Source organism: Streptomyces sp. 2114.4, assembly GCF_900187385.1.
GTDB classification, from domain to species: Bacteria; Actinomycetota; Actinomycetes; order Streptomycetales; family Streptomycetaceae; genus Streptomyces; species Streptomyces mooreae.
In genome coordinates this window covers 3,384,608-3,397,569 of the sequence record NZ_FYEY01000001.1, presented here as the reverse complement: position 1 = coordinate 3,397,569, position 12,962 = coordinate 3,384,608, and the positions used below count along the sequence as shown (strand labels likewise).

Genomic DNA, 12,962 nt, shown 5'->3' with positions numbered 1-12,962 from the left:
CGGATCACTCCGTTACGGGCAGGCACTCGGCGAGCAGGTCGACGATGTCGCGCCAGGCCCGCTGCGCGTGCTGGGGGTGGTGCCCGACGCCGGGGGGCGCGGCGTGGTCGACCGGTGGGTGGTGGAAGGCGTGCAGGGCTCCGCCGTAGACCGCAAGGCGCCAGTCGACGCCCGCGGCCTGCATCTCGGCGGTGAAGGCGTCCCTTTGCGCGGGCGGCATGATCGGGTCTTCCGACCCGACCCCGGCCCACACCGGGCAGCGTATGCGTGCCGCCTCGCCCGGCCTGCCGGTGGTCAGTGCGTTGACCGTCCCGATCGCGCGCAGGTTGACGCCGTCGCGCCCGAGTTCCAGCGCGATCGCACCCCCGGTGCCGTAGCCGACAGCGGCGATCCGGTCGGGGTCGGCCCGCGGTTCGGCGCGCAACACGTCGAGCGCCGCGTGGCCGATGCCCCGCATCCGGTCGGGGTCGGCGAGCAGCGGCAGGCAACGGGCCCGCATCTCCTCGGGGTCGTCCAGATAGCGCCCGCCGTGGAGGTCGAAGGCGAGCGCCACGTATCCCAGCTCGGCCAGGGCATCGGCTCGGCGGCGCTCGACGTCGCTGAGCCCCATCCCTTCGGGCCCGATCAGGACTGCGGGCCGGCGGCCGGCACCGGTGGGGAGCGCGAGGTGCCCGATCATGGTGAGGGTGTCGGCCGGGTAGGTGACCGTACGCGTGGTGATCGTCGTCATGAGGCCTGACGGTAGTGACCGCCGAGCGCGGTCGGGCCGGTGTTCACTGCAGGCGGATGGTGGTCCGTCCCGGCTGCACCACCGGGCCGGCCGTGCTCACCCGCGGAGCTGCCCGAAGGCACCCCGGTGGAAGAGCAACGGGCCGCCCTCGGCGGCGGCCGGGTCCGTGCCGAGGGCTTCGACCCGGCCGACCACGATCAGATGGTCGCCGCCGGTGTGCACGGCCTGGACCGTGCAGTCGATCCAGGCGGGGACGTCCGCCAGCCGAGGCGAGCCGGTCGCGGGGGCGGTCCCGTAGCGGACCCCGGCGAACTTGTCGCCGCCGCTGACCGCGAACCCCCGGCACAGCTCGCCCTGTCCGGCACCGAGGATGTTGACGCAGAACACCCCGGCGCGGGCGATCCGCGGCCAGGTGGTCGACGTGCGCGCCACCATGAACGTCACCAGCGGCGGGTCGAGGGAGAGCGAGGCGAAGGACTGGCAGGCGAAACCGGCCGGTCCCGGCTCGCCGGGGGACGTGATGACCGTGACGCCGCTGGCGAAGTGCCCCAGGACGGAGCGGAATGCGGCGGGGTCCAACGGGGCGCGCTCGTCGTCGCGTACGGCCCGCAGGGCGGGGCGCGGACGTGGTCCGGCGGGTGCGGTGGCCGGTGCGGCGGCCGTGGTGGGCGCGCCGACGGAACGCAGGTACCGCACGGCCGTGGCCGCCATTGCAGCGTGTCCCATCATGCCCCCATTGAATCTGATGGAGCGTCAGATGTGAAGCCGTGCGGGGCGGCGGCCACCCGCACGTGTGGTTTGCCGGGCGACCATGGCCGGTCTTGGGGGATTCGGGGGAGATTGAGGGGCGGATTCCTGATTGCGTGTCGACCGCACGGGTAGCGTCCACTCGGCCGCGTCCGTAGCCGAACACGGGGGAGAGTTCCGGTACATGGCCGATGCCAGAGCGTCATCAGCTTCGTCCGCCGCGTCACCCACCTTCGACGAGGTCTTCTGCGGGCTGTTGCCCCGGCTCTACCGACGGGCGGTGATGCTGGCCGGATCGAGACAGTCCGCGGAGGACGTGGTGCATGAGGCCTACCTCAAACTCGCGGCGCGTCCGCAGCGCTTCCTCGCCCATCCGGAGCCGTACGCCTACGCCTTCACCGCCGTGCTCAACGTCGCCCGGGACGCCTACCGCAAGGACCGGCGCCAGGTGCTGGTCGACGCGGTGGACGGGGTCGAGGGGTCCGGTGCGGGCGGGGCGGGCGGCGGCGCCGGTACGGGGCCCGGCGGGGTGGCCGGCGGCTGGGACGGCGGGGTGGAGCGGCGGCAGGCCGAGATCGAGACGGTGCGGCTGCTGGGGAAGCTCTCGCACCGGCAGGCCGGGATCGTCATCCTGGTCGACCTCGACGGCTACACCCTCGACCAGGCCGCGAAGATCATGAAGGTGCACCGCGGTACCGCCGCCCGCCATCGCGCCCGTGCGCTGGACAGGCTGCGCGCCTACCTCGTGGCGTCGGAGCACGGGCAGGCGGGGAGGTGAGCGGCGCGGTGGGAGTGGGGCCACGGTACGACAGCGGTGCGGGATCGGCGGGCGGCGGCCGGGGCTTCGGCGGCGGCCGGGGCGGCGGCGCCGGGGACGACGCCGAGGCGCTGCTGCGGGCGCGGCTCCGGCTCGCGGACGAACAGATCGAGACACCGCCCGGCCTGTGGGACCGCATCAGGGACTCCGGCACCGCTCCGGCGCCCGCCGTGGTCGCACTGCCCCGGAGACGGCCGTACGCGGTCGCGCTCGTGGTGGCGGCGGCGGTGGCCGTGGTGGCGCTGGGGGTGTGGTGGCTGGTGCGTCCCGGGCCCGTCACGCTCCGGCCGGCGGGCCCGCCCCCGACGGTGAAGGTCACGGTCTACAACAGTGAACAGGCCTGCCGTACGGGCCGCTCCCTGGAGTGCGCCCTACGGCTGGCCAGGGACCCGCGCGCCGAGTACGCCGCGCGCGGGAACTCCGCCGGCCGGGTCTGGCACGGCGATGACCTGGCCGCGCACTGTGTGGTGACCGACGGCCGGATGGTCCGCGACGAAGCCGGTGTCACCTCCACCCGCTGGTATCTGGTCACCAGCGGGCAGGGGGTGCGGGGGTGGCTGCCGGGGGTGCGGACACGGAACACCCGTGAGGTGCCGGAGTGTCCGGCGGGGCAGGAGTAGGCGGTTCCCGCGCGTCGGGCTCGGGGCTTCGGTCCCTGCGGGTCGGCTCGGATCTCCTGGCGGGGTCCGGCTCCGGTTTCAGGCCCTGCGCGTCCGGCTCGGGGCTCCGGTCCCGGCGCGTCCGGCTCGGGTCACCGGCCCCGGTAGGCCGGGGTGCGTCGCTGCACGAAGGAGGCGACCCCCTCCTGTGCGTCCGCCGTCGTCATATTGATCTCCTGGGCGGTGGCCTCGGCGGCGAAGGACGTGGCCCGGTCGGCGTCGAGTGAGGCGTTGACCAGTTGTTTGGTCAGGGCCAGTGCCCGGGTCGGGCCCGCCGCCAGCCGCTGGGCCCACTCCCGGGCCGTCTTCGCCAGCTCGCGGTCCGGGACCACGCGGTTGACCAGACCCAGCCGGGCCACCTCGGCGGCCGGTACGGCATCGCCGAAGAACATCAGCTCCTTGGCGCGCTGCGGGCCGATCAGCCGGGGCAGGAGGTAGGCGCCGCCGCCGTCCGGGACCAGGCCGCGGCGTACGAACACCTCGATGAAGGACGCCGATTCGGCAGCCAGCACCAGGTCGCAGGCGAGCGCGAGATGGGCGCCGAGCCCGGCCGCGGTGCCGTTGACGGCGGCGATGACCGGCTTCTCGCAGTCCAGCACCGCCGCGATGAGCCGCTGGGCGCCGTCGCGGATCATCCGGGCGACATCGCCGGCCACCCGTTCACCCGACGACGGCGCTCCGCGGAGATCGGCACCCGCACAGAAGCCCCGGCCGGTCGCGGTGAGGACCACGGCCCGTATGTCCGGGTCGGCGGAGGCCTCGGCGAGCCGTGCGATGAGGTGTTCGCGCTGGTCACGGGTGAGGGCGTTCCTCGCCTCCGGCCGGTTGAGGGTGATCCACGAGACGCCGTTGTCAGTGGCGTGCAGTATCAATGAATCGACGGGGGCCGCGCGGTCGGGGGGATCGACACGGGTGGTGCCGTCGGCGGGCCGGCCGGGTCCGGCGGCGGGGGGAACGGAAGCGGGGGACGGTGAGGGCGTCATGGGGGAACGGCTCCCAAGGGTGCGGTCGTGGTGGGGACGGCGGGCCGCGGCGTGGCGGGTGCGCCTGCGGGTGCGGGTGCGGGTGCGGCGGCGGTGGCAGGGGCAGTTACGCCTGCGACTGAGCCTGTGCTTGCGCCCGCGGTTGCCGCTGCGGTTGCCGTTGCGGCTGCGGTCGCGTGCGCGGTCAAGGACAGATGGCCAGCGCGTCGAGGGCCACGGCGCCCTCCCCGCGGGGCAGGACCACCAGCGGATTGATGTCCAACTCCGCCAGCTGACCGTCGAGTTCGAGCGCCATCCGCTGCACCCGGAGCACGACCTCGACCAGCGCATCGATATCCGCGGGCGGTGCGCCGCGTACACCCTCCAGGAGGGCGCGGCCGCGGAGCTCGCCGAGCATCGCGCGCGCCTGGTCCTCACCGAAGGGCGGGATGCCCACCGCCACGTCCTGCAGCACCTCCACGAGCACCCCGCCGAGGCCGACCGTGACCGTCGGCCCGAAGAGGCTGTCGTGGGTGATGCCGACGACCGTCTCGACGCCGCGCTCGATCATCTGGCAGACCAGCACACCGTCCAGCGGGATGTCCTCGTAACGGGCGATGTCGGTGAGTTCGCGGTACGCGTCCCTGACCTGGCTGGCCGAGGTCAGGCCGACCTTGACCAGGCCGAGTTCGGTCTTGTGCGCCAGCTGCGGCCCGGAAGCCTTCATCACCACGGGGTAGCCGACCAGGCTCGCCGACCGTACGGCCGCCGCCGCGCTGGTCACCAGCTGTTCGCGCGGGACCCGGATGCCGTAGGCGCGCAGCAACTGCTTGGCCGCGTGCTCACTCAGCGGTTCGCCCGGCCGCATCAGGGCCTGTGCCTTGCGCGCGGACGGGGACGGTATGCGGGGGGCGTCCTCGAAGGGGGAGCGGTAGCCGGCCGTGAAGCGGTGGTGGTCCAGATAGGCGCGGACGGCGGTGATGCAGTTGGCGAAGGTCCGGAAGGTCGCCACCCGCGAGGAGCCGAGAAGGGTGCCGCGGTAGGCGTCTTCGGTGCCGACCGGCGAGCCCCACACCACACACACCAGCTTGTCGGTCTGCTCCGCCGCATCCACCAGATCCCGGGCGAGCCTGTCGCTCATGGGCGGGAACGGGCCGGTGATCGGGCAGATCAGCACGCCGATGGACGGGTCGGCCAGGATCGCGTCGATGATCTTGCGGCCGCGCCAGTCGCCGACCGGGTGCCCGCCGTTGTCGATCGGATTGGCAACGCTCAGGTAGTCCGGTATCCACTGGTGCAGCTCGGCCTGCTTGGCGTCACCGAGGGTCGGCAGCGACAACCCCGCGGCCGTCGCCAGGTCGGAGAAGTGCGCGCCGGTGCCCCCGGAGATCGAATAGACGGCTACGCCCTCCGCGGTGGGCTTCTTGGCGCGGGCCAGCAGCGCCGCGGTGTCCTGCAGCTCGTCGAGCCCGTCCACCCGGATGACGCCGAACTGCCGCATCGCCGCGTCCACGACGCTGTCGGCGCCGGTGAGCTTGCCGGTGTGCGAGAGGGCCGTCCGGGCGCCGGTCTCGGTACGTCCGACCTTGACGGCGACGACGGGCACCCGGTGGCGGGCGGCGCGGTCGGCGGCCAGCAGGAAACTGCGGCCGTCCTTGAGGCCTTCCACATACGCGGCGATGGCGCCCACCTCGGGGCGGGTGGCGAAGTAGGAGAGGAAGTCGGCGGTCTCCAGATCGGCCTCGTTGCCGGTGGGGGCCCAGTGCGAGAGGCGGATGCCCAGTTCCTGAAGGCTGAAGACGGGGCGGCCCTGGTGGCCTGATTGCGTGATCAGGGCGATCGCCGGGCCGTCCAGGTCCTCGCGGAACCGCTCGAAGGCGTTGAGGTTGGTGTTCGGCCCGAGCAGCCGCAGACCGGAGCGCTCGACGACCTCGGCCAGCCGGGCCTGGGCCGCCGCGCCGCGCTCGCCGGTCTCGGCGAATCCGGAGGCGAAGGCCACGGCGAACTTCACCTTGGCCTCCCCGAGTTGTTCGATGACCGGAAGGGGGTCGCCGACGAGGAGTACGGCGAGGTCGACGGCCTCCGGCAGCTCGGCGACGGCTGCGTGGCACGGCCGCCCGAAGACCTGGACGCGTCCCGGATTGACGAGGTGGAGCCGCGCACCGACACGCTCCGACCAGGCGATCAGCTGGCGGGTGATCCCCGTGTTGGGCCGGCCCTCGCTGTCCGAGGCGCCGATCACGGCCACGGACTCCGGCCGGAAGAACCGGTCCAGGTCGAGCGCCGGAGCGTGCAGCGGGCGCCCGCTGACATCGCGGTCGACCACCCCGGCACCCTGTCCGCCGTCGCCGGAGTGCGGTTCACTGATGCCGTGCACGGTGTGTGGTGGTTGCTCCCCACAGGCCATGACGCGGGCCGGCCGGGAGTGAGTGGTGAGGGTGCCGTGAGTCGATCCAAGCATCGCAGACGCCCGCTCCTGTGTGAGGCCTCTCGTTCTCATCAACTGACGCATAGTCAGATTACTGAACTGACGCCATGTCAGGAATGGGCGTGCACGGTAAAGCTTGCGGGTGCGGGTGCGGGTGCGGGTGCGGGTGCGGGTGCGGGTCCGGGGTCCATGGGGGCCTCGGCGGCGGTCGCGGGGAGTGGCTTCCGGTCGCGGCTCCCCGGGTGGGGGCGGATTGTGCATGGCCCCTTGCGCGCCGAGTTCCGTATCGGTTGAACTGACGTACCGTCAGGTGTGGTGCCGACGGAATCGGTGGGGGTGTTCGCGTCATGGCCGGGACTGCTGGGGCGAGCGGGGCGCGGGGCGCTGTGCCGCGTGGTGCGGGGAGTGCGGCGCGGAGTGCGGTGCGTTTCGATCTGCCGGAGGTGGATGCCTTCACCAGGCCGTACTGGGACGCGGCGGCCGAGGGGCGGCTGCTGCTGCGGCGCTGCCGGGCGGAGGGGTGCGGGGCGGTGCATCACTACCCGCGTGAGTTCTGCCCGTACTGCTGGAGCGAGGATGCCGGCTGGGAGCCGGCCGCCGGACGCGCCACTCTCTATACCTGGTCCGTCGTGCACCGTAATGATCTGCCGCCGTTCGGCGAGCGGGTTCCGTACGTCGCGGCCGTGGTCGATCTCGTCGAAGGCCCCCGGATGATGACCGAGGTCACCGACTGTCCGGAGTCGGAACTGCGGATCGGGATGCCGCTTGTGGTGCACTTCCGTCGCGAGGACCGGAGCCAGGGTCAGGGCGAGGGCGAGGGTGAAGGCGAGGGTGCGGGCGGGAGGATTGCCATCCCTGTCTTCCGGCCTGCGTGATGCCGGGGCGTCCCTGAGTCCCTGCCCCCGCCTCTGCGCTCGCGTGTCCCGTGCCGCCGTTCAGGGCCGCGGCGAAATGCGGTGGCGGGCCCGCCGGGTCCGCGGGATGCTGTGGTCGTGTTGATTCGTGCGGCGACCGCGGGCGACTGGCCCGCTATCTGGCCCTTCCTCCACGCCATCGTGGCGGCCGGGGAGACCTATACCTACCCGCGGGACCTCGATGAAGCCACGGCCCGCGAGATGTGGATGCTGACGGCGCCCGGCCGGACGGTCGTCGCCGTCGACGAATCCGGCACGGTGCTCGGTACGGCCAAGATGAACCCCAACCACATGGGTGGCGCCGCGCATATCGCCGGTGCGAGCTTCATGGTCGACCCGCGGTGCGGCGGACGCGGCGTCGGCCGGGCCCTGGGGGAGCACGTACTCGCCTGGGCACGCGCCGAGGGCTATCGCGCGATGCAGTTCAACGCCGTCGTGGAGACCAATACGGGCGCCGTCGCCCTCTGGGAGTCCCTGGGCTTCCGGATCATGACGACCCTCCCCGAGGGTTTCCTGCACCCCACCAAGGGCTATGTGGGGCTGCACATCATGTACCAGCAGCTGTGAGGGGGGCGGACCGGCCGGCCGCGTGGCTCATGGCCAGAGCAGTTCCTTCCGCCAGCCGTCGCCCTCGTAGCGGTAGTTGAGGCGTACATGGCGGCGCTGGGCGTCGCCCTGGAAGAACTCGACCTCCTCGGCACGCAGCACATACAGCGTCCAGCTCGGCACCGGCGCCTCCGGCTCACGGCGGGCGTGCTCCCACGCGGCCTCCGAGGCGCGCGCCAGCTCCGCCGTCGAGCCGAGCACCTCGCTCTGCCGGCCGACCAGCGCCGCGGCCAGCGCGCCCGTGGAACGGTGGTGCAGATCGGCCGCGCTCTCCTCGGGGCCTGCCGCGGTCACCGATCCCCGGACCCGCACCTGACGGCCGACCGCCGCCCAGTAGAAACCGAGCGCCGCCCGCGGCCGTACGGCCAGTTCGCGGCCCTTGCGGCTGCCGCGGTGCGAGGCGAAGTGCCAGCCGCGCTCATCGGCGTCGTGCAGCATCAGGGTCCGCACGGAGGGGTCACCGGCCGCGTCCGCCGTGGCGAGCGTCATGGTGTGGGGCTCGGGGACACCGGCCTCGGCGGCCTCCCGCAGCCACTGCCGGAACAGCGGCAGCGGGTCGTCCGGTGCTGTGGCCACGTCGAACGCCGGCAGTTCGACGTCCCAGACCCGCAGCCCGCGCAGCAGATCCCGGAAGGCGCGGGCCTCCGCGGCGCCTACGGCGTTCCCGGCCTCACTGGCGGCCTCCGCGTCCCCGGGGCCCGTGGCGTCGGCATGGTGCGCGGTGGCGCCGTCGGGAACGGCATCCGGCGTGTGCTGGTGCCCGGCCTGATCAGTCATGTCAGGCAGCGTACGCGGACCGTACGACGGCCGGAGCGGGACCGGTGGCACCGCCGGTAGCGGAGGGTGCCGGAGGGTGCCGGAGGGTCCTTGAGCGTGATCGCGTTGGCTCCCCGCTGCACCTTCTCGGCGAGACGCTGCACGTTCTCGGCGGGGGAACTCACCGCCCTTGCCGTGGCCCCGGCCCCTACGGGAAAGCCCTTAGCCCCGCCCCAGCACCACCGTCCCCGACGAACAGAACCAGCCGCCCGTGCCCGAGGCGACCGCAAGCTGGGGCAAGGCGCCGCCGGGCTTGCGTACCTGGCGGTCCGGGCCGGCCTCGCCGCGGAGCTGGCGTACCGCCTCGACCAGCAGGAACAGGCCGCGCATGCCGGGGTGGCAGGCGGCCAGCCCACCCCCGTCGGTATTGACCGGCAATTCCCCGTCCCGCAGCAGCCGCCCCTTCTCGACGAAGGCGCCGCCCTCGCCCTTGGCACAGAAGCCCAGGTCCTCCAGCGTCACCAGGGTCATATAGGTGAAGGCGTCGTAGAGCTCGGCGAGGTCGATCTCGGAGGGGCGGACGCCGGCCCGTTCGAAGGCCAGCCGGCCGGAGACCGCCGCGGGCGAGACGGTGAAGTCGTCCCACTCCGACATGGTGGTGTGCGAGACCGAGGTGCCGGAACCGAGTACCCATACCGGGGGCTTGGCGAGGTCCTGGACGTAGTCCTCGGCGACGAGCAGCACCGCGCAGCCGCCGTCGGAGCGGATGCAGCAGTGCAGCTTGGTGAACGGGTCGGCGATCACCGGGCCGGAGAGGACGTCGTCGACGGTGATCGGGTCGCGGTACATGGCGTCCGGGTTGGCTGCCGCGTTGGCGCGTGCCTGGACGGCTATCTGGGCCAACTGCTCCAGGGTGGTGCCGTATTGGTGCATATGACGGCGTGCCGCCATGGCGTATTTGGCGATCAGGGTGTGCCCGTAGGGGACCTCGAACTGGAGCGGGCCGCGGGACCCGAAGGAGAGGTTCGCGGTACGGCGCCCGGCCTTGATGTCGGCGCGGGCGGTGGAACCGTAGACGAGGAGTACGGCGCCCGCGTGGCCTGCGGCGATCGCGTCGGTGGCGTGCGCGGCCAGCACTTCCCAGGTGGATCCGCCGACCGAGGTCGAGTCGACCCAGGTGGGGCGCAGTCCCAGGTACTCGGCGACTTCGACGGGGGCGAGGGTGCCCAGACCTGCCGAGGCGAAGCCGTCGATCACCGAACGGTCCAGGCCGCTGTCGGCGAGTGCCCGGCGGGCGGCCTGGGCGTGCAGGGCGTACGGGGTGGCCTCGTCCACACGCCCGCAGTCGGACAGGGCCACTCCGGCGACGGCGACCTTGCGATTTCCGTGACCACGGTAACGGGTCCCTGGAGTCATGAATCTGACGGTACATCAGGTTCGGCGTCGGTTCGAGGGTGCGTGCAGGACGTGCAGGGCGTGCGGGTCGTGCAGGGCCGGCCGGGGCCTGAGGGGCATCGCAGTCGTTCGGTGCCGGCCCGGGGGAGACGGAAGCGAAAGCGGGATGATTATCCGAGAATCGGAGATACGGAAGCGGGGTTCAAATGCTTTCCCCGGAAGGGTATTCTCCCTTCGCTGTGTGTATTTCACCGGTGCTACTTCGGCCGGTTTGCTGCTCGCTGTTGCCCATGCGGTGAAGCAGGCATTTCCGTGTGCGGGACAAGGAAGTCCCGTCTGCCTCAGGGAGTGTCATGTTCACCTATTCCTCAGAAGCTCCGGCGCCCGGCCGGGCGCGCAACTCCGGATTACCTGCCGCTTTCTTGGCGGGGGCCGTGATTCCCGTGGGCACCACACCCGGGGGAATTTCCCTTTCCCCTGGCGGAGCCCGTGCATATGTGGCCAACCAGGGCTCGAATACGGTGAGCGTGATCGATACCGCCACCGACACCGTCACCAGCACCATCCCGACGGGCGCCGGCCCCTCCTTCGTGGCGATCAGCCCGGACGGAACCCGCGGCTATGTGACCGTCTCCGGCGACGGTCTCGTCAGCGTGCTCGACACCGCTTCGAACGCCATCGTCGCGAACATCCCCGTAGCGGCGGGACCGGTGATGGCCGCGGTCACCCCGGACGGGACCCGCCTCTATGTGACGCAGCAGGCAGGCAACACGGTGAGTGTGATCGACACGGCCACCGACACCGTCACCGGCACCATCACCGTGGGGGCCGGACCGACTGGGGCTGCCATGACCCCGGACGGCACCCGCCTCTATGTGGCGTGCCTCGCCTCCGGTGCCGTCAGCGTGATCGATACCGCCACGGACACCGTCGCCGCCACGATCCCCGTCGGCGGCGTCCCCATCCTGCTGGCGGTCACCCCGGACGGGGCCCATGTCTACGTCACGAACGTCGCCACCTCCACGGTGAGCGTGATCGATACCGCGGCCGGCGCCGTCACCGCCACCATCGGCGTCAGCGCCCAGCCGCGTTTCGTGGCGGTGAGCCCCGACGGCGCCCATGCATACGTGGCGAATGCCTACCCGGACACGGTGAGCGTGATCGACACGGCCACCCACGCCGTCGTCGAGAACATCGGGGTGGGAGACGGCCCCACCGGCATCGTGGTCTTCCCCGACGGAACACGCGCCTACGTGACCAACTCCGGCGCCGGAACCGTCGGTGTCATGGCGACGACGGTGATTCCCGACCAGGGGGGCACGGCAGGCGGAACGAAGGTGACCGTCACCGGTCACCACCTGGCCCATGCCGATGCCGTGCGCTTCGGCACCGCCCAGGCCGTCATCACCGCCAATACGGCGACCTCGCTGACCGTCACCGCTCCCGCCGGATCCGGCGCCGTCCCCGTGACGGTCACCACCCCGGGCGGCACCGGCACCCTCGGGTCCTTCTACTACGTGCCGTTGCCCGCCCTCACCGGTATCAGCCCCGCCGCGGGCCCCGTCGCCGGCAGCGACCAGGAGATCGTCCTCACCGGCCGCAACCTCGCCGGGGCGATCGATGTGTACTTCGGCCCCACCCGAGCCGTCATCCAAAGCGTGTCCGACACCCAGGTCACCGTCAGGGCCGCCGGTGCCCCGGGGCCGGGCGGCGTCGCCGTCACCGTGTTCACCGCGGGCGGCAGCGCCGACGGGCTGACGTATACCTACGTCAGCCCGTCCACCATCACCGGCGTCAGCCCCGACACGGGACCGACCTCCGGCGGCACCGCGGTGACCCTCACCGGCACCGGCCTGTCCTCCACCGACCAGGTCACCTTCCACGGTGTCCCGGCGCCCTTCGAGATCGTCTCCGACACCACGGTGACCGCCACGTCCCCGCCCAGCGGCACCCCCGGCACCTTCGACGTCACGGCCTCCGGCCCCGGAGGCTCACCTTCCGGATCGTTCACCTACGTCTCCGGCCCCGGTATCTGATCCTTCCGCGCGTCACGACCGGCCTGCCGGGTGGCGGACCCGGCAGGCCGGAGCGGCCCCCCGGAACACCGAACCCCCGGCGGGACAGGGGTGGCGGGCCGGCGAGCCGGGATGCCCGGCTTCATGGCATCCCTGCGATATCGGTCCGTTCATCACTGAGCCATTACCGCATTTCATGGCCCTAGCCAATGCATTTCCCTTCCAGTCCCAGAGGAGAAAACCGTGCGTCACTTCAAGCATGTCGCTCTGAGTGCGGTCACCGGATTTGCTGCACTTCTTTTCTGTGCGCCCTCGGCGTCGGCAGTCACCGGCAGTGGACCCGGGCCCAATCCCCCGAGAGAGGAAGTCTTCCAGCTGGTCGCGAAGCAGACTCAGGGCGGCCTCGTCGATGTGGACGGGTCGGGCGGGCCGAGTCTGGGGGACGAATTCGTCCTCAGCGGAAATCTCCTCAGTGGCAGCACCGTGGTCGGCACCTACAGCGAGATCTGCACGCTGACCCGCTTCGAACCCGTTGACCAGTTCGACCTGCAGTGCGCGGCCGATCTGTCCCTCCCCCAGGGGCAGCTCACCGTGCAAGGCCGGATCAACGTCACCACCGCCGGCCCCGGCAACATCGACCTGGCGATCACCGGGGGCACGGGCCGCTACCGCACGGCGCACGGCTACCTCCACGCCGTCAATGCCAGCGACACGGAAACGCACTTCACGGTCCATCTCATCCTCTGACGGGAAGGGCGGCGCCCCCTAACAGCGCTCGCCCTCGCCTTCGTCCTCGCCCTCGCCCCCGGCTTCGGCCGCACGGCGAGGGCGAGCGCCGTTATCGGGCACCGTCACCGGGCGCCGCCCTCGTGAGCCGTGAAGAGCGCGCGCCCCGGGGCCCCGACGACTCGCGGACTCGGCCCAGGGGGTGTC

Annotated in this window: 12 protein-coding genes; 6 read left to right on the top strand and 6 right to left on the bottom strand. The window is 72.0% G+C overall.

Annotated features, from left to right (window positions below; genetic code table 11):
* Positions 1 to 4 precede the first annotated feature (4 nt).
* Both CFW40_RS14710 and CFW40_RS14705 read right to left on the bottom strand, forming a co-directional pair.
* On the bottom strand, positions 5 to 730 hold the full coding sequence (locus tag CFW40_RS14710) for a dienelactone hydrolase family protein (RefSeq protein ID WP_088798354.1): 726 nt from the start codon (positions 728 to 730) through the stop codon (positions 5 to 7).
* 96 nt (positions 731 to 826) lie between these two features.
* Positions 827 to 1,441 (bottom strand): flavin reductase family protein, encoded by a 615-nt coding sequence (locus CFW40_RS14705; protein ID WP_088798353.1) that lies wholly within the window; start codon positions 1,439 to 1,441, stop codon positions 827 to 829.
* A gap of 220 nt (positions 1,442 to 1,661) precedes the next feature.
* On the opposite strand from CFW40_RS14705, the gene CFW40_RS14700 reads away from it, so the two are divergent.
* Both CFW40_RS14700 and CFW40_RS14695 read left to right on the top strand, forming a co-directional pair.
* On the top strand, positions 1,662 to 2,255 hold the full coding sequence (locus CFW40_RS14700; RefSeq protein ID WP_088798352.1) for an RNA polymerase sigma factor: 594 nt from the start codon (positions 1,662 to 1,664) through the stop codon (positions 2,253 to 2,255).
* Positions 2,252 to 2,914, top strand: a complete 663-nt coding sequence (locus CFW40_RS14695) for a hypothetical protein (RefSeq protein WP_088798351.1) — start codon at positions 2,252 to 2,254, stop codon at positions 2,912 to 2,914. Before CFW40_RS14700 ends, CFW40_RS14695 begins: the two co-directional genes overlap by 4 nt.
* 131 nt (positions 2,915 to 3,045) lie before the next feature.
* Here the strand turns inward: CFW40_RS14695 and CFW40_RS14690 are convergent, their stop codons facing one another.
* A complete protein-coding gene (locus CFW40_RS14690; protein WP_088798350.1) occupies positions 3,046 to 3,936 on the bottom strand; it encodes an enoyl-CoA hydratase/isomerase family protein in 891 nt (296 codons plus the stop codon).
* 184 nt (positions 3,937 to 4,120) lie between these two features.
* Entirely contained in the window at positions 4,121 to 6,376 is a 2,256-nt protein-coding gene (locus tag CFW40_RS14685; protein ID WP_088798349.1) for an acetate--CoA ligase family protein, read from the bottom strand.
* A 389-nt stretch (positions 6,377 to 6,765) separates the two neighbouring features.
* On the opposite strand from CFW40_RS14685, the gene CFW40_RS14680 reads away from it, so the two are divergent.
* Both CFW40_RS14680 and CFW40_RS14675 read left to right on the top strand, forming a co-directional pair.
* Entirely contained in the window at positions 6,766 to 7,218 is a 453-nt protein-coding gene (locus CFW40_RS14680; protein WP_088798348.1) for a Zn-ribbon domain-containing OB-fold protein, read from the top strand.
* Positions 7,219 to 7,335: 117 nt separating this feature from the next.
* The gene (locus CFW40_RS14675) at positions 7,336 to 7,824 is read left to right on the top strand and encodes a GNAT family N-acetyltransferase (protein ID WP_088802127.1); all 489 of its coding nucleotides are present in this window, start codon (positions 7,336 to 7,338) and stop codon (positions 7,822 to 7,824) included.
* 27 nt (positions 7,825 to 7,851) lie between these two features.
* Here the strand turns inward: CFW40_RS14675 and CFW40_RS14670 are convergent, their stop codons facing one another.
* Complete coding sequence (locus CFW40_RS14670) at positions 7,852 to 8,640, bottom strand: pyridoxal 5'-phosphate synthase (protein ID WP_088798347.1); 789 nt, start codon at positions 8,638 to 8,640, stop codon at positions 7,852 to 7,854.
* A 201-nt stretch (positions 8,641 to 8,841) separates the two neighbouring features.
* Complete coding sequence (locus CFW40_RS14665; protein ID WP_088798346.1) at positions 8,842 to 10,035, bottom strand: acetyl-CoA acetyltransferase; 1,194 nt, start codon at positions 10,033 to 10,035, stop codon at positions 8,842 to 8,844.
* Between the two features lie 332 nt (positions 10,036 to 10,367).
* Here CFW40_RS14665 and CFW40_RS38685 point away from each other — a divergent pair, with 332 nt between their 5' ends.
* On the top strand, positions 10,368 to 12,050 hold the full coding sequence (locus CFW40_RS38685) for an IPT/TIG domain-containing protein (protein WP_088798345.1): 1,683 nt from the start codon (positions 10,368 to 10,370) through the stop codon (positions 12,048 to 12,050).
* A 222-nt stretch (positions 12,051 to 12,272) separates the two neighbouring features.
* Complete coding sequence (locus CFW40_RS14655) at positions 12,273 to 12,776, top strand: hypothetical protein (RefSeq protein ID WP_088798344.1); 504 nt, start codon at positions 12,273 to 12,275, stop codon at positions 12,774 to 12,776.
* Positions 12,777 to 12,962 lie beyond the last annotated feature (186 nt).